This window comes from Phyllobacterium calauticae (genome assembly GCF_019991125.1).
GTDB lineage: Bacteria > Pseudomonadota > Alphaproteobacteria > Rhizobiales > Rhizobiaceae > Phyllobacterium > Phyllobacterium calauticae.
The window spans coordinates 1,109,313-1,124,526 of the sequence record NZ_JAGENB010000002.1 but is presented as its reverse complement, the minus strand read 5'-3'; the positions used below and the strand labels follow the sequence as shown (position 1 = coordinate 1,124,526).

The window sequence follows — 15,214 nt, the reverse complement described above, 5'->3', positions numbered from 1 at the left end:
GCGCACTGCTCAAACTGAAATGAAAAACCCCGCACTAGGCGGGGCTGAAATTCAAACTCCGTGTTAACAAAGCTAGAACCGCGTTACATCGATATAAATCCCTGCATCAAACCCCATGGGGTTCCTACCGTACAAATGGAGCCAACGGGATTCGCTAGACCGGGTCCATATTTCATACCGTTTGGAAGCATACAGAAACTACCCATTAGAGGTTGCATTTGCACCGGTTGAACCGGTTGTTGCATTGGGTTTGGCATTGGTTGTTGAAACTGTGAGGGTTGGGTTTGCTGCGGAATTGTGGTCGACCGACCAGCGAACAGCTGTGCGAATTGACCTTCGGCGGCATAGGCCTCGTTTTCAACCCCATTCCAACTTCTCAGGTACCGAATTGCAAAATCACGTACGCCCCAATCTCGAAACTGCTGAACGTGCTTCAACTCATGTGCCCATAGTACTGGATTGTTGGCACCCGCTTGATTGGCAAATACGACAATATCGATAAGAGTGACGGCTCCGGCATCTCCATAACTTATGGACACACTTGCTAGATTGAACGCGCCGTTGTCCCCAACCTTGTACCTTACACGGTTAAGGATGTCGTCATCGTAGAACCCCTCAAGCGCTTGCCTAATTTGAGGTGGTATCGACATCACTCCACCATTCGCAGCACTATCCCTCGATGCCACGAACCAACCTTCCAAAGCAGGAGCAGAAGCATTTGCCAAGAGCTCCATTCTCCACTGATCTACTGTTTTACCTGCGCTGGTAACTGTGTTTTGGATATTTCTAGGCACATTTGGGATGTCATTTACTGTATCATTTATGGTTCTTTGAGTATTTGTAATAATCCTTTCAGGATGTGTTACATCGCCCCATGGATCCCAAGCAAAGGCCCCGCTGCTAATAGTCGACACGACAGCGGCAATACACATAGCACGTAACATCATGTCGCCCCCAATTTAGTATTTAACTCTCGTATCATACACCAATCGCAATAAAAGCTTCGTAGCTATATTGAATTAACACAAACAGCGTAGAGTGAATGAGCGCGTGGGCTGGGGTAATTCAACTCGACTGGATCGGCTGCCGCAACTCAGCATTTCCACGAGGTTTTGCATCCTCTGAGCGCCACGCATACAAACCGGATGTTATCGATTTGCCTGTGCTTTCTGCCTCGATTTGTGACATCGGACAATCCCCTTGCAGGCTCAACGGCAGGCCATTCTTGAGAAAATATTCCTCAATACTTTGAATTGATTTCTCATTCCAGCGATACACCGTTCGTCTATTCCATGCGTTTTCTTGCGCAGTTTTCCGGTTTCTGGCCGAGATGTACCGGCTCCAGTCCCAGCCGCGGGCCTTCACCATGGCATAGGCGAGCAGACATTTACGATGTTCGTCGTTGGGAACAGCGCTCAAAATCCACGTAAATGCCTCATCCATGCGGGTTATACGCTCTTTGGACGCCCGGGCACGGCGCTCGATCTCCTTGCGGCGCTCGTTCTTCATCCTTGTCCAGTTCTTGCCGCCGGTCTTCTGCAGGTCTTCACGTTCCTGAACGAATAGATCGTGTGCGCTATGAATATAATCCGGCATGGCGCTCCCGAATGCTTTCGGCCCAATGCGCACAGGCAGGGCGTCGTCTGTCTCCTGTGCCTCAATAAGCCGTTCCAGTATCGCACCCATGGTATCGGTCATTTTCATGCTGCTTCTTTCTCCATTTCATTCCAGATCAGTGTGGCGAAGGCATCCGAGCGTTTCGTCATTATTTGCATTTCGCCCATAGAAGCCCGCTGAGCGCGTTTTCGAAGTTCAGCTAGAGCAACAGCGCGAAACTCTACAATCGTCGCTGCTCGGCTCGCTCTGTCGTTTCTATGAGCCCTTATGAAGCGGCTGACCGCGTAGAGCGTATCGCCGTACAGACAAGTCGGATCCGACGCCTGGATGCACATGAGAACGAGGCCGGTATGATCCGGCCCCATTCGTCTCAACATCCGTGCGATGATCCTGCCGCCATAAATCGTATTGGGTGGCCTCTGTTCGACTGCCTGCGACACTGGACGGACCTTGATACCGAATCCCTCGCAATACCGATGAACGTTGATGCCTCGTGTTCTCACTCGGCTGGCCCCTTCTCGATGCTGTGTCGTAGCTGCTCCTCAATGAGGTCAGTTGACGTCCTCGGTTTGAGTGCGGCCCGCCCCATCTCGGCCAGCTCATCGGCGCGCTCATTGCCAATTGTTCCGATATGCCCTTTGACCCACTCCAGTGTAATTGGAACGACGGTCAGCGCCACATCCAGTTCCATCCACAGATCAACATTTTTCAGAGCTTGCTTTTCTGGCGCGGCATTCTCGCCTTTCCGTTTCCAGCCCTTCTTTTTCCAGTTATGGCGCCATTCGTTGCAGCCTTTCACCACATACTGACTGTCACAGAGCAGACGCACCGGCTCTGTGACGCCTTCCGATTCAAACCAGCGCAGCGCCATTAAGGCCGCAGTCATTTCCATTATGTTGTTGGTCACGGCATGCGCGCCGCCATAGCCGGCATCAACCTCGACACCATCGCGATAGACGGCGAAACCCCAACCACCAAGACCAGGATTGGGTTCACAAGCACCGTCGCAAAAGATCACTAAACCCTTTGATACCGAATCCATGTCAAAGGCGTGGTGCGATTTGGGTTCTGATGCAGATTTGCCACTCCTTTCCGATTTTCTGGATCGCGCTTGCTGAATTACCTGATCCGCATCAGAGCGCGACTTTGCGGCAGGCAGGACCGCTTGAATGTCCTGCATCGTCTTGAACATCGACGCGGAGCGATCGGGTGGAAACTTGAATCGCGTGCCGGCGAGTTGTTGTGCAAAGAAAGCTGCCTGCCGTTCCGTTTTGAACGCCGTGTCGTCCAAGCCCTGCGATTTCAGCCAGGCGCGCAGTGGGTAAAGGGATTCTGGCCATTCATAACTCATGATGTTGCTCCCTTACTGGCGTGTCCTGCGACGTTCCAAAGGAACACAAGGCTCGCATCAGTCGCCCGCTTAAACGCCAAGAGATTGCGAACTGCGGCAGTCTGCACTTTCTGATGGTTCGGCAACTGCACCCAAACGGACGATTTTTTCGCACATGCTGTCATCTGCCCCATTGCATCAACGAGGTTGCTGTAATCCTTACGACGGTCGGAAGGCACGACGTCTTCCAATACCCAGACGAGCGATGTCGGGGGCACATGGGCGCGGAAATATCTCCCTAGCCAAGCAGTATAATATTCAACCACCTTGCCAACCGTCTTGGCTCTTTCGATCTTCAGACGGGTTTTCTCCGCGTCCCGATGGAATAGGTTCAGCCATTCTGCGACCTCGGCGCATCGATTTTCTACGAGACCGAAGTTACGGGCCCGAGGGACAAATTCAACGACGTTCGTCATGACGCCCTCCCAAAGATATGCGGCAACGTCTTGCGTATCTCAGATACAGCTTCGGAGCGGGCCTTGCGGATAAACGGCGCCATCCTCCGCGCTGTCTCTTCTTCGATCTTGGTGTCAGCCTGTTCACCAATGGCAATCAGCCTGTCACGAAGAGCGGCCAATTCAGTTTCGCTGTCAGAAACGGCCACAACGGCATCGCGATACAATCGAATTGTTGCCTGCTTGGATGAAATGTCGATGCCGCCATATGTCTTGGGCATCACCTTTCCAATCACACGGATAGTGAACAGCTCATTCACAGCCCATTCCCATCCACTCCCGCGATACCGCAGCATTTCGACGTTCTCTACCAAGCTCTTTCTGTCATCGAAAAACTGTGGTTGGAAAGCCAAGGCGTATTGCCCTGGCTTCATGTCGATAAGCGTGGTCATGACTTTTTCTCCTCGATCAGGAGAGCCTCAACACCGTCAAGCGTAAGGGCAGGCATCAGTGTTTCGGCGGTCGGCATCTCATCCAAGAACAGTTTGGCCTGATCGCTCGTCAGCCCGCCAACCATGATCTGCTCTTGAGTGGAAACTGACTGCCGTTCAATCGAGCTGCGCGCGTTTTGCTCTATTGCTGCAATCTGTTTCATCGCAACACGTCGCATCTCCACACGCTCTTCCTTCAGCGCGTTGCGTCCGCGGTCCGACCAACCCAACGAAATGCTTGGCGCGAATTGAGCCGGAATACCCAACCGCTCGCACTCTTCTTGGATTGCCTTCTTGGCCTTCTCCATAGCGTCCTTCGTTACGCGGAAAGCCTCTGACCACACGTCGTTTTGGTCATAATGGTAGCGCTGATCAAGCTGCTTCTCGAAATCGGCAGTAAGCTGTGCGCCCCGGCTCTTGGCCTCAGTTTTGGCAAGGCGTTCGCGCTGACGCGCTATCTTGATAAGGGTTTCCCGATCAGATCGGGTCATGAGTTCAGTGGACATGTTGCGATATCCCTTTCAGATTGGAGATTACTTTCGTTCCATGATTTCTCGAGCGGCGTCTTCAAAGGTCGAAGCGCGTTGACGGCCCGGTTCAATTTCCTGATATTTTGACATCGTTTTTGTGATGCCCCAGCAACGTAGACGTTCAGTTAGCAGCGCTTTGCCAATGGCAGTCGTTAGATCCTCACCCAGCGATTTTTGGTGGTAACTCGTCCCGAGTTGGTGGGCTGTTTTGCGGATATCTTCAGGCAGAGTGGTCATGCTGCACCTCCTGGGCGATTGAAGTGATAGGAAAGGCGGTTCATCTCGTCTTGAACCTTGGCCCAAAACGCACCGATCTGTTCGTCTTGCTCCACCTTGCCAATCCCCATTCTGTCTAGGTGGCGAAGCAGTGCTTCCGTGACTTGGTGACGATAAAAATCAGCGTGTCGATCAGTCGCTTTGTCCAGCATCTTGAAAGCGACATCGCGTACCTTCCCCACACGGTTCACCAGGGGGAAGACAATTAGTTGGCAGCGTTCGGGCTGGATGCTCATGCGCCAGCACTCCCTACCAAACTATATAGAGCACTACGGAATCCCGAAATAGGCTGGACAGTTGATTTCATTGAGATAATTGTCATAGCAACTCCTCACGAAGCCTTACGCATTTCGGAATCCCGTAGCGGGCGAATTTCGGAATCCCGTAGCGAGGATTTTCTTTTTCTACCCAAAGCAGCGCGCTCTTCCATCTTGCGCTTGCGTTCAACTTTGGACCAACGTTCGGTCTGTTCTTCTGTGATTTTCTTCCAATCATTCGTAGCCGGCAGACCATCACGCGTGCCGTCGAATGTCAGGGTAAATATCGTCGGATGAGCCGTTCCATTCCCTGCCCGGCCCTTCCTCATTTTAATGAGGCCTTTGTAGGCAAGTTCATCGAGAGCGTCCGCCACGTATTCTGCGGTAACGCCATAATCGTAAAACTGCTCATGCAAGACGATGAGATTACCATTCTCTGAGCGCATATGAGAAATGTGTTCGACCCGAAGACGATCGAGCGCTTTATGAGCGTTGGCACTAAGCGAGCGATATGAGGACGACTCCAGGATGTCCTTGGTGACAGCCATCCACCCGCCCTGGTCCTTGGGCGGTTTCGTGTTTTTCTGGACCATGCTGTAGGTCTTGCTGGCATGGGTTTTGACGTTCAGCCTCATCAGAAGCTGCTCCGGTTGATTTCTGCAAGGCGCGCCTCGCCAATTTCCTGCCCATCAGGAAGTGCATTGAGCCAGTCATCAGCATCTGTGCGGAGAATGAGTGTCCGCTTGCCGGCTTTCTTTGTGCGAATATTGCCAGATTTTATCTGCTGATATGCGTAGGAACGACCGATGCCATAGGCATCGCAAAAGTCATCAATAGTGAATGCTATCTTGGTATCCATGAGACGGACTCCGAGCGTTGTTTGACTTCAATTACGAAAAAAGGATTACATTCTCGGCGGGGTCAGAAACCCAATCCCGATATGGCGATGCGGCTGCGCTCTAGTCAGTTTGCAGAGGAAGAACCCATAAACCCTCTGGGCGCGGTTGTCGTAGTTGCCCCATGAACAAGAATATTTTCCCATATGTCGGCATCGACCGCAAGTCCATGAACGTGCATATACCCAGCTAACCCCACCAATCTCGAAAATATTTGTTCCTTTTTCGTTCTCGATAGCTGCCCCAAGAAATGAGACCCTTTAAATAGCGCGAACAATTTCCAGGAATGGAATAACCTCATGGCCCCACCATCCCATTCAGAGAATCCCGGTGTTGGCGCTGTACTTCTTCCAATATGGTGATGGTTTCGCGGAGCTTGTCTTGCATGCTGCCAAGCAGCCAAGCGATGGAGCCGGCTGTGCTGTCCGTCACCCTTCCATCCGCCAAAACAACACTGGAAATGGCTAGGGTCTCAAGCACATCATAGACGGCGTCGATCTGCGCGTCTGTGATCATGGGTGCTGTTCCAAACGATTTCATGATTGATCGCCTCCATCGTTCCGGAACTGGGCAATGGCGGCTATCTTTGAGTTGTGATTGAGCATCACCTTCCACTCACCGCCGTGAATGGCCTGCATGGCTTCGGCCAACTGATAGGCGTGATACCAGGCCAGTTCAGCGGGTGTTGCCTTAGCCAGAAAGTCCCGAATATCCGGTTCACTCGTTTCTGGCGCCATGGTGAGTGTAACAATCGGCACTGCAACCGCTGCCGTTGCCAACGGAGCGAATTGCAGAAAGTGACGTCGTGAGACATGAGAAGGTGCGATGCGGTGTTCGGCGCTCATGGCTGCACCTCGACCGGATAGAGGGCCGCCATGAACTTGGCTTTGAGTGCTTCGGCCTTTGTGAGGACATCGCACTGCATGAAAGCTACGATATCCATGTCGAGGCTGTTGATATGGATTTTGGTACCGTATTCGTGACTGCCCAAATAGTTCTTAGCGTCAAACACGTCCTCCAGCTTGTCATCGAGTATCTGGGCCATGCACACAAGCGCATGGAAATCGTATTCCAAATCTTGGAGTGCACTGATACGGCCATCGGCTATTGTCGTGTGTTCGGCACCCGTGTTATCTTTTGCCGTGTTCATCGGATTTTCCTTTGTTGGGGAAGTTGAGAACCGTGGCTCGGAGAGGTTGCCGCCTCTGCCGGGCCTTTTGTTTGTCTGGGTCATGCTGCCTCCATGAAGAAGCGGATTAGAACGCCGCGTTCGACTACCCAGCGGTTACCTATCTGCCTGGCTGGTATTTTGCCGGTGGAAAGCATGTAGTGCGTCTGGCGCACAGTACGTCCGATGATCTTCGAGATTGCTTCCAACCCCCAGACCAGTTCAAGCTCGTCATTTTTGTTGTTCATTGTAAATCCTTATTAACCATGCCACCAAAAATAGTAACCACGGTGATCACCTAACCACCGTGGTTACTTGATGTCAAGACCACGGTGGTGCATAAGGCAGGGAAATACGGAGAGTAAAAAATGGCCCGAGAAGACCCGCAATTAAAATTACGATTGACCGAAGATATGAAGGCTCGAGTTACCAAGGCCGCAGTCGACAGCAATCGTTCAGTGAATGCAGAGATTGTAGCGCGGCTTGAGGACAGCTTTGCTTATGGTGGAGATTTTTTGCAGCTTCATTCAGCCAAGGGATTAATGTGGCGAATGCTGACAGCATGGGGACTGGATCCATCAGACCCACGTAGAGCCGCCACGGAGGAATTGGTATTCCTCTACTTGGCAGGTGTCCCCGACGACGATCTCACAATTGTGGCTAGAACCACAGGATTATTAGATGGAGACATAGAAAGGCTTGAAATTGATCAACCCAACTTCGAGGCCATGATCGACATTATTACAAGAACTCGTGACGCCGCTTTTGTACGCTTGGCTGGATTGATGCGGAAAAAGGGATGGAAGGTGGAAGCGCCGAAGGGCATTGATGTCAATTCATAAGCGCACATGGACGAATGCCAAGGGCGAAGAGAAAACCGCCTGGGTGCATGATTATATCGACATCAAGGGCACGCGCCAACTGAAGACGTTTAGGCGAGGCTGACACCTTCGCTGTATGGCCAACGTCGAGTCCCGCGAAGACATCGATAAGGCAAATAGCGCCTATTCGGAGCAAATAAATGTGGGATTAAAAGTGGGATTGAAGTACTATAAAATCGCTTTTACCAAGTAATATCAATACCTTATAGCAAATTCATGGCGGAGGGGGTGGGATTCGAACCCACGGTAGGCTCTCACCTACGCCGGTTTTCAAGACCGGTGCCTTAAACCGCTCGGCCACCCCTCCTTAACCGCACTCGGTATTCCATCGCTGCGGGCCGGTTATCCCGCTGCCTGTACTCAAGCTGGTCGGAGGCCTTTATAGCCATTCGCATTGCCGCGTCAACCGGCTCCCGGGCAGTGTTGCACTTTCATTGCAACGCATATCGGTGCACGTGATTTTGCCCGCTGCTGCGAAAGGCCGTCGGCGGCGCTGGATGAAGGTCAGCGCCACCGACGAAGCAAGCCCTGGTCAGGAGCTCGCTTTTGGGGAAATTCTGCTATTTGCCGGATCGCCGTGCACCGCCAGACCCATCAACGAAAAAGATCGGAAAACCTGAAAGCCCGCATCGCGTTGCAGATTCTCGCCGGAAACGGCATGACACGGAATAATATGTGTTCCCGTTGCGATGATCGGGTTTTGTTCCAGGACTATGCCAAGGCATTCCTGGAATCGGGTCAGGCAGCGTTTCAAATCCACCTGGTTGTTTCTCTCCACCTGTTTCGAACCGGCTCTTGCGGCGTTACGGGAAGAGTTACTCAATATTTACAGTGTGTCAGCCCCGTCCGCTTATGTGCAAACTCGATCTGTCGCAGTTTTGCGACAAATCAAGGCAAAAAAATCAACTGCCGTTCAGGAAAGGCCGAGGCGCTTCAGCTTGCGGTGCAGGGTCGCCCGGCTGATACCCATATCGGCCGCGGCAGCGGATACGTTGCCGCCGCTCCGGGCCAGCGCCCTTTGAATCGCACCGCGTTCGGCCATGGCAAAATCGCGCGCCGCCGACTGGTGCTGCCCCAACAGATCAGCCGCCGGCAACGGAGCGGCGAGCGAGGCGTCGGTCAGACCGAGCAGCTGGCGCGCCGAGCGCGATGCACCGATCACCAGATCATCCTCGTCGACGGCGATCAGCGCGTTCAAAGCCCGTTCGCTCATCCAGTTGTCACCGGGCGGCGCCAGGACAATGCGAGCTTTCGGGAAAGCAAGCCGGAAATTTTCCGCCTCCACGCGCCTGGCCGCATCAGTTACGGCTATCGATATCAGCTTGACGAAATCGTCCGTCAGGTCGTGGCGCGCGGAGGATACATCGATAACGGCGGCCAGACGGCCGCGATGATCGAAGATGGGGGCAACCGTACAGGATAAAGCCGTGTTTCTGCTGCGGAAATGCTGGTCGCGATGGATGGTCAATGCCCGCTGCTCGGCAATGGCCGTACCGATGCCGTTGGTTCCCTCGGATTCCTCGCTCCACACCGCGCCGGTCCACAGACCCATCCGGTAAAAGGCTTCGTCGTCTGCCACACAGCCGCGCCGGTCAACCGGGATACTGTTCTTGTCGGCCAGCAGTATGCAGCACCCTGCACCGCCGACGGCGGCATAAAGCCGGTCGAGACTGGTCTGGGCCGTCATGATGAGGGAGCCGAGCCGTTCCCGCGCCTGGTTGAGCTCATGTTCGGTCAACACGTTCGGCCCCTTTCCTTCGACAGGATTGAGGCCATAGAGACGCATGGACCGCCGCCATGACGCGATGAGTGCCGATTGTGCAGCAGCGCTGCCCGACGAAAGCGCTGATTCAATATATTCAGCATGCAAACCGCTCTGGAGCGTTACCATGGTCCCCTCCGAGGCCGAGTAGTGTGGTCCAGACTATTGTTGAGTGACGACCACGGTCAAGCCCACGCGGTCACCTATTACAGAACGACCTTTCCAGCAACAATGCGGGCAAACGACACGGTGCCTGCCCCTGCCTGCCCCGTCAGGCGTTCGCCGCCTGCAGGATTTTGGCTTTGCTTTGCTCGTGCTCGCGAATGTAGTTGCGTGTCAGGGGAACGACGTCGTTTTTCTTTGCGAGCTGGAACTGGAAAATCACCAGGTCCTCATAGCGGAACGCCGACTCCGCCGCCGCGAGATAGAACTCCCACATCCGGCAGAAACGCTCGTCATAGAGCTGCGCGGCATCCTGCCAATGGGCCATGAACCGTTCGCGCCAGGCGGCCAATGTCGACGCATAGTGCAGGCGCAGAATTTCAATATCCGTGACCATCAATCCGGCTTTTTCGATTTCGGGCAATATCTCGGACATGGACGGTATGTAGCCGCCGGGGAAAATATACTTGTCGAGCCACGGCGTTGTGAATCCCGGCACGGCCGAACAACCGATCGTATGCAGCACCATGACACCGTTTTCGTCCAGAAGCTCTGCGCATTTGCGGAAAAACTGGCCGTAGGATGCGACGCCGACATGTTCGAACATGCCCACCGAAACAATCCGGTCAAATGTTCCGTTCAGGCTGCGGTAATCCTGCAGGGCGAAATTGACCCGATCGGGCTGGCTCTTTGTTCCCGGCCGATTTCTGGCAAATTCGAGCTGTTCCTCCGAAAGCGTGACGCCCAGCACGTTGCCCGAGGGCGCTTCAGCGGCCAGATGCAGCGCCAATCCGCCCCAGCCGCAGCCGATATCAAGTACCCGGCTGTCGGGCCGCAGCAGAAGCTTGGCCGCCAGATGCCGTTTCTTGGCCAGCTGCGCATCTTCCAGGCTTTGCTCCGGATGTTCGAAATAGGCACAGGAATACTGGCGGTCGGCATCCAGAAACAGGCCATACAACCGGCCGTCCAAATCATAGTGATGGGCAACATTGCGCTTTGACCGCGCCGGCAGGTTGCGATGACGGAAGCCCCGGAAGCGTGCGCGTAAAGCATCGATCACGCGCGTCGGCAGCGGATGTGTTTCATTTTGCGCCTCGCGCAGCACCAGGCAGAGAAAATCGTAGATCGTCCCCTGCTCGACGATAAAGCGTTCGTCCATGAACAGCTCGCCCAGCTGCATATCGGCGTCCATGAGAAAGGCCCATTGGGCGCGCTTGTCGGTAAAACGCACAATCACCGGATCGCCGCTGCCGTCGCCGAAGATCAGGCGGGCGCCGCTTGCTGTCAGGATTGTCAATGAACCCTGGGTGACGATGCGGGAGAAAGCGAAGCGAAGAATCCGGTCCACGGGCGAAAGAGGCATTCAGACACTCCTGAGGCGAAAGGTTTTCGGCTCGTAGCATGTGCCGATGATCGCAGGATTACGCGAACCTGAAGCCAAAATGAAATGGAAACGGTTTCAGTGCCGCCTCCGGAACGCGCTGTCACAGGGGGAGCGGCACTATACGGGCAGGCTTTGATGCAGCCTGTCGCTCATTGTCTTGATGGCATCCAGTGATTCGTGCCCGATCAGCATGAACGCGTGGGTATCGCTCGACCAGTACACGACATTCATCCCATGGCGCCGTTCGGTATCTGCGGCCCTTGGTCCCTTGGAGGACTGGACAATACACAGTGCCATCGGCGCCTGTGCCGCATCCAGATAGGTAATCTGCCCCAGGGCCCTGCCCTCATAGGCCAGAATCTGAGCCCGCTTCAATACGGCGCCCGGCAGCTGCACGCGATCAGGCGTCAGCGAAAGGCCAAGTTGCGACCCGACATCCCGCAATTGCGCCGACTGTACCGCAACGTCCACGGGCCCATTGCCCAATGTCTCCCGGGTATAGAGCGACATGTATTGCGCGACGACCGCGCGCCAGTCACTGCCGTCCTGATCGCCGTGCAGACTGGACCGCAGGCCGAGGAAGGTCCGGTCGACCGCCACACCGACGGCAATGAAGCCGATTGCCGCTGCCAGGAAACTCCGCCGATTCCAGCCGTTGACCTGTGATCTGACCGGCTCGGGCGGCGAAATGCCAGCCAGCATGGATTGCAGTTTTTCTGCCGGTGCCTTGTCAAGCAGCGGATCAAAGGCATTCTTGAAGGGCAAGTTGCTCGAGGCGAGAAAATGCAGACGGCCGGCAACGGCCTCGTCGCTCTCGATCAGACCTTCAACCTGCCGGCGTGTATCCGGATCAAGTTCGCCATCGAGATAGGCCACCAGCATTTCATCATTTTTCATCGTGTTGTGATTGGGGTCGGTCATTGCGCGCTCCCCTCTTGCCTGCCCTGACCGGCGGATGCTGCAAGCTTCGCGCGCGCAGCTGCCAGCCGGCTCATGACCGTGCCGATGGGAATATCCAGGAGTTCGGCCACCTCGCGATAGGAAAGCTCCTCGACATAGGCGAGGAAGACCACGGTCCTTTGCGCCTCCGGCAAGGCCTGGACCTGACGCAGAACCTGATTGGCAAAGATATGCGTCTCGGTGTCCCTCGCCCCGTCGAAAACCAGGGTTTCATCGGCATCGACAAAGCCCTGCCCCATCCGCACGCGGCGCGACCGGACTTCGTTGAGCCAGATGGAATGAAGAATGGAAAACAGCCAGCGATCAAGCCGCGTGCCATGCGCAAACTGGTTTGCCCGCTCCAACGCGCGCACACAGGTTGCCTGCACCAGATCGTCGGCCACATCGCGCTGGTGAGACAACACCACCGCATAGCGCCAAAGCCGCGTAAGGTGTTGGGAAAGTCCCGTCCGGATTTCCTGCTCGTTTGCGATGGTCGCCTCCGCATCGGACCGGGCAACACGGTCCGATGACTCCTTGCTACGCTTTGACTGACTATAAGCAGGAACCGTTGGATATGCGACAGGCATGATGAATCCGCTTTGAATTGTCATGATTGCTCGCCGGTTCGCTGGTTCGCGGCGCTCACTTCCTTACAGCTTGGACGGATTCTCGATGGCTTCCGCCAGATCGCGATATTCCTCGCAACCGGTTCCGCAAATACCTCTGATCTTGGTCAGCTGATCCTTGGCAAGATCAAGATGACCTTTGATGACATAGGCCTCGCCGAGATATTCGCGCACTTTGGCGTATTGGGGGTCGAGCTCAACGGATTTCATGTAATAGCCGATCCCTTCGTCCGTGCGGCCCAGCTTGCGGGTGGCATAACCACGGTAATTCAGGGCGACGGCGGTATTGGGATTCTTCAGCGTATCGAGGACGCCAAGCGCTTCTTCATAACGGCCGGCCTCTGCCAGTGCAAAGGCATAATTCGTCAGATCGGAATCCGGAAGCAGGCTGCCCTGCTGCTTGACGCATTTTTGCGCTTTCGAGCTCCAGACTTCGCCCTTCGGGCAGGTCGGCGTCGCGTTCGAGTCGCCACCGCCGCCTCCAGCCGCATATACAGGACCGGAAATGACTGCACCTGCAAGGCATGCGCCGAGCAGGACGACCGGATAAATCCGGCCAACGGACGGGAATTTTCCTATGTTGAACATCACGTTTTCTCCTGAAGCAAAGGGACTGCGATGGGAGAACACGCGGGATATCCGCTTTATTCGGCACGCCGGGAAATATTCTTTAAAATCCAACAGTCGGAAAGCAAAAAATCCACCCAGAATTGTCCGTTTTATCCTGGTCGGCACTTAAAATTGCCGGCACCGCTTTCTATATGCGGGTGGCGCGCTGAAAATTGGCTGGTGCGTAACAGGAGAAATTTATGTCTGGTACTGCTTCCCGCATCATTCGCATCGTTGTGTTGCTCGTTCTGGCCTTGGCTGTCACGCTGAGTGCATTTGATATCGCCGACGCAAGGCGGGCGAGCGGCGGATTTGGCAGCCGCGGCACGCGCACGTTCGATGCGCCCGCAGCCACCCGGACAGCACCGTCGCCTGCCGCGCCGATTGAACGGACAATGACCCCGCGCCCGCAAACGAACCAGCCCTCGGCCATGCAGCCGCAGGCAGCCGCGCCGCGCCCCGGTTTCTTCAGCGGTTTTGGCGGTTCCATGCTGGGCGGCCTGCTGGTCGGCGGTTTGATCGGTACACTGCTCGGTCACGGTTTCGGCGGCGGCTTCGGTTTCCTCGGCATGCTGCTGCAGATCGGCCTGGTGATTGGCGCGATCATGCTGGCCATGCGGTTTTTCGCCCAGCGCCGACAGTCGCCTCTTGCCGCTTCGGGTCCGGTATCCGGCCAGGGTTTTGGCCGGCAGGCTGACCCGTCCGCATCTCCCTCATTCCGTATTCCGACCGTTGGAGCGGCGATGGGTTCCGGTTCTTCCCAGCCTTCCCAGAACGCGAGGCCGGCACAAGCCTCCGCGTCGACCGATGAACTCGGCCTGACACAGTCGGACCTCAATCAGTTCGAGCAGCTTCTGACCAGGGTGCAGACCGCCTACGGGACGGAAAATTATGCCGAACTGCGGTCCCTCACCACGCCGGAAGCCATGTCCTATCTGGCGGAAGAGCTCGGGGAGAATGCAACCAAGGGCGTGCGCAACAGCGTTTCCGACGTCAAGCTGCTCCAGGGCGATATCGCTGAATCGTGGCACGAGAACAATGCCGATTACGCCACGCTGGCAATGCACTATTCCAGCATCGATGCGATGCTCGACCGGACGACGGGCCGTCTTGTCGATGGCGACAACACCAGGCCGACCGAAACCACGGAGGTGTGGACCTTTGTGCGCAAGGACGGCTCGGAATGGAAGCTGTCAGCCATTCAGGCGGCTTGATCCGGTCACCTGCCATTGATCTGAACAACGGCGCAGAAGCGAGGCTTCTGCGCCGTTGTTGATTCCGGACTGTTGCCGCTTTTACTGCTTTACGACGTGCCAGACGCTGCCGACACCGTCACCGCCGGTCTCGCCTTCCTTTGCATCCTTGGCAAAGGTGTAGAGCGGCTTTCCATCGTAAGCCCACATATCCTTGCCATCGGCGGCTTTGACGAGCGACCACTTGCCTGCGGCCTTCGCTTTGGCATCGGCGTGGAAAGCCGGCCATTTTTTCAGGCAGTCCGTATCGCAATTGGATTTGCCCTTGGCATCCTTGTCGAACGTATAGAGCGTCATGCCTTTTTCGGTGGCGAGCACCTTTCCGGCTTTTGTTTCAACCATCTTTGCCGGCTCAGCGGCAAATGCTGTCAGGGTCGTGGCGGCCAGAAGACTCATTGCTATCAGCAGTGTTTTCATCGATTTCACTCCCTCATCGGTTTGACCGGCGACACGCCAGCAATACCCATTTTACGCGAATGTACTTCGCGGTTCATGACGGTGCGACCCATTCTGATCCGAATTGAGGCACAAGAGAAGAACCCGCGAACAACAATTGAGACGATTGGTAACGAAGC

At 55.2% G+C, this 15,214-nt stretch carries 23 protein-coding genes and 1 tRNA gene; 2 read left to right on the top strand and 22 right to left on the bottom strand.

Going from position 1 to position 15,214, the window contains the following annotated elements:
* Positions 1 to 83: 83 nt before the first annotated feature.
* The 14 genes from J1W56_RS11500 to J1W56_RS11435 all read right to left on the bottom strand — a co-directional run bounded on the left by J1W56_RS11500 (position 84) and on the right by J1W56_RS11435 (position 7,268).
* On the bottom strand, positions 84 to 947 hold the full coding sequence (locus tag J1W56_RS11500) for an eCIS core domain-containing protein (RefSeq protein WP_223613378.1): 864 nt from the start codon (positions 945 to 947) through the stop codon (positions 84 to 86).
* A 118-nt stretch (positions 948 to 1,065) separates the two neighbouring features.
* Entirely contained in the window at positions 1,066 to 1,704 is a 639-nt protein-coding gene (locus J1W56_RS11495; protein WP_223613377.1) for a hypothetical protein, read from the bottom strand.
* Positions 1,705 to 2,116: 412 nt separating this feature from the next.
* Entirely contained in the window at positions 2,117 to 2,968 is an 852-nt protein-coding gene (locus tag J1W56_RS11490) for a ribonuclease H family protein (RefSeq protein ID WP_223613375.1), read from the bottom strand.
* Positions 2,965 to 3,423, bottom strand: a complete 459-nt coding sequence (locus tag J1W56_RS11485) for a hypothetical protein (RefSeq protein WP_223613374.1) — start codon at positions 3,421 to 3,423, stop codon at positions 2,965 to 2,967. Before J1W56_RS11485 ends, J1W56_RS11490 begins: the two co-directional genes overlap by 4 nt.
* Positions 3,420 to 3,854 (bottom strand): hypothetical protein, encoded by a 435-nt coding sequence (locus J1W56_RS11480; protein WP_223613373.1) that lies wholly within the window; start codon positions 3,852 to 3,854, stop codon positions 3,420 to 3,422. Before J1W56_RS11480 ends, J1W56_RS11485 begins: the two co-directional genes overlap by 4 nt.
* Entirely contained in the window at positions 3,851 to 4,399 is a 549-nt protein-coding gene (locus tag J1W56_RS11475) for a hypothetical protein (protein ID WP_223613372.1), read from the bottom strand. The genes J1W56_RS11480 and J1W56_RS11475 overlap by 4 nt, the downstream gene beginning before the upstream one ends.
* A gap of 27 nt (positions 4,400 to 4,426) precedes the next feature.
* The gene (locus tag J1W56_RS11470; RefSeq protein ID WP_223613371.1) at positions 4,427 to 4,660 is read right to left on the bottom strand and encodes a hypothetical protein; all 234 of its coding nucleotides are present in this window, start codon (positions 4,658 to 4,660) and stop codon (positions 4,427 to 4,429) included.
* A complete protein-coding gene (locus J1W56_RS11465; RefSeq protein WP_223613369.1) occupies positions 4,657 to 4,935 on the bottom strand; it encodes a DUF6074 family protein in 279 nt (92 codons plus the stop codon). Before J1W56_RS11465 ends, J1W56_RS11470 begins: the two co-directional genes overlap by 4 nt.
* Positions 4,936 to 5,030: 95 nt before the next feature.
* Positions 5,031 to 5,591, bottom strand: a complete 561-nt coding sequence (locus tag J1W56_RS11460) for a hypothetical protein (protein WP_223613368.1) — start codon at positions 5,589 to 5,591, stop codon at positions 5,031 to 5,033.
* Positions 5,591 to 5,815, bottom strand: coding sequence for a helix-turn-helix domain-containing protein (locus tag J1W56_RS11455; protein WP_223613367.1), 225 nt, complete (start codon positions 5,813 to 5,815; stop codon positions 5,591 to 5,593). The genes J1W56_RS11460 and J1W56_RS11455 overlap by 1 nt, the downstream gene beginning before the upstream one ends.
* Before the next feature lie 334 nt (positions 5,816 to 6,149).
* On the bottom strand, positions 6,150 to 6,392 hold the full coding sequence (locus tag J1W56_RS11450) for a hypothetical protein (protein WP_223613365.1): 243 nt from the start codon (positions 6,390 to 6,392) through the stop codon (positions 6,150 to 6,152).
* Positions 6,389 to 6,697, bottom strand: coding sequence for a twin-arginine translocation signal domain-containing protein (locus J1W56_RS11445; RefSeq protein ID WP_223613364.1), 309 nt, complete (start codon positions 6,695 to 6,697; stop codon positions 6,389 to 6,391). Before J1W56_RS11445 ends, J1W56_RS11450 begins: the two co-directional genes overlap by 4 nt.
* Positions 6,694 to 7,086: a hypothetical protein gene (locus J1W56_RS11440; protein WP_223613362.1), complete on the bottom strand. Its 393-nt coding sequence runs from the start codon at positions 7,084 to 7,086 to the stop codon at positions 6,694 to 6,696. Before J1W56_RS11440 ends, J1W56_RS11445 begins: the two co-directional genes overlap by 4 nt.
* Entirely contained in the window at positions 7,083 to 7,268 is a 186-nt protein-coding gene (locus tag J1W56_RS11435) for a DNA-binding protein (protein WP_223613360.1), read from the bottom strand. The genes J1W56_RS11440 and J1W56_RS11435 overlap by 4 nt, the downstream gene beginning before the upstream one ends.
* Before the next feature lie 120 nt (positions 7,269 to 7,388).
* On the opposite strand from J1W56_RS11435, the gene J1W56_RS11430 reads away from it, so the two are divergent.
* Positions 7,389 to 7,862 carry an Arc family DNA-binding protein gene (locus tag J1W56_RS11430; RefSeq protein WP_223613358.1) on the top strand — a complete coding sequence of 158 codons (474 nt, stop codon included), beginning with the start codon at positions 7,389 to 7,391 and terminating at the stop codon, positions 7,860 to 7,862.
* 256 nt (positions 7,863 to 8,118) lie between these two features.
* Here J1W56_RS11430 and J1W56_RS11425 read toward each other — a convergent pair.
* The 7 genes from J1W56_RS11425 to J1W56_RS11395 all read right to left on the bottom strand — a co-directional run bounded on the left by J1W56_RS11425 (position 8,119) and on the right by J1W56_RS11395 (position 13,365).
* Positions 8,119 to 8,208: transfer RNA gene (locus J1W56_RS11425), tRNA-Ser, on the bottom strand.
* 225 nt (positions 8,209 to 8,433) lie between these two features.
* On the bottom strand, positions 8,434 to 8,661 hold the full coding sequence (locus J1W56_RS11420; protein ID WP_223613356.1) for a hypothetical protein: 228 nt from the start codon (positions 8,659 to 8,661) through the stop codon (positions 8,434 to 8,436).
* Between the two features lie 153 nt (positions 8,662 to 8,814).
* Positions 8,815 to 9,792 (bottom strand): GAF domain-containing protein, encoded by a 978-nt coding sequence (locus J1W56_RS11415; RefSeq protein WP_223613355.1) that lies wholly within the window; start codon positions 9,790 to 9,792, stop codon positions 8,815 to 8,817.
* Positions 9,793 to 9,934: 142 nt separating this feature from the next.
* The gene (locus tag J1W56_RS11410; RefSeq protein WP_223613353.1) at positions 9,935 to 11,188 is read right to left on the bottom strand and encodes an SAM-dependent methyltransferase; all 1,254 of its coding nucleotides are present in this window, start codon (positions 11,186 to 11,188) and stop codon (positions 9,935 to 9,937) included.
* Positions 11,189 to 11,326: 138 nt separating this feature from the next.
* Positions 11,327 to 12,130 carry an anti-sigma factor family protein gene (locus J1W56_RS11405; RefSeq protein ID WP_223613351.1) on the bottom strand — a complete coding sequence of 268 codons (804 nt, stop codon included), beginning with the start codon at positions 12,128 to 12,130 and terminating at the stop codon, positions 11,327 to 11,329.
* Positions 12,127 to 12,738 carry an RNA polymerase sigma factor gene (locus J1W56_RS11400; protein ID WP_223613350.1) on the bottom strand — a complete coding sequence of 204 codons (612 nt, stop codon included), beginning with the start codon at positions 12,736 to 12,738 and terminating at the stop codon, positions 12,127 to 12,129. Before J1W56_RS11400 ends, J1W56_RS11405 begins: the two co-directional genes overlap by 4 nt.
* A 63-nt stretch (positions 12,739 to 12,801) precedes the next feature.
* A complete protein-coding gene (locus tag J1W56_RS11395) occupies positions 12,802 to 13,365 on the bottom strand; it encodes a tetratricopeptide repeat protein (RefSeq protein WP_223613349.1) in 564 nt (187 codons plus the stop codon).
* 221 nt (positions 13,366 to 13,586) lie between these two features.
* Between J1W56_RS11395 and J1W56_RS11390 the strand changes: the two genes are divergently transcribed.
* Positions 13,587 to 14,600, top strand: a complete 1,014-nt coding sequence (locus J1W56_RS11390; protein ID WP_223613348.1) for a Tim44 domain-containing protein — start codon at positions 13,587 to 13,589, stop codon at positions 14,598 to 14,600.
* 81 nt (positions 14,601 to 14,681) lie between these two features.
* Here the strand turns inward: J1W56_RS11390 and J1W56_RS11385 are convergent, their stop codons facing one another.
* Complete coding sequence (locus J1W56_RS11385) at positions 14,682 to 15,056, bottom strand: COG4315 family predicted lipoprotein (protein WP_223613347.1); 375 nt, start codon at positions 15,054 to 15,056, stop codon at positions 14,682 to 14,684.
* Positions 15,057 to 15,214 lie beyond the last annotated feature (158 nt).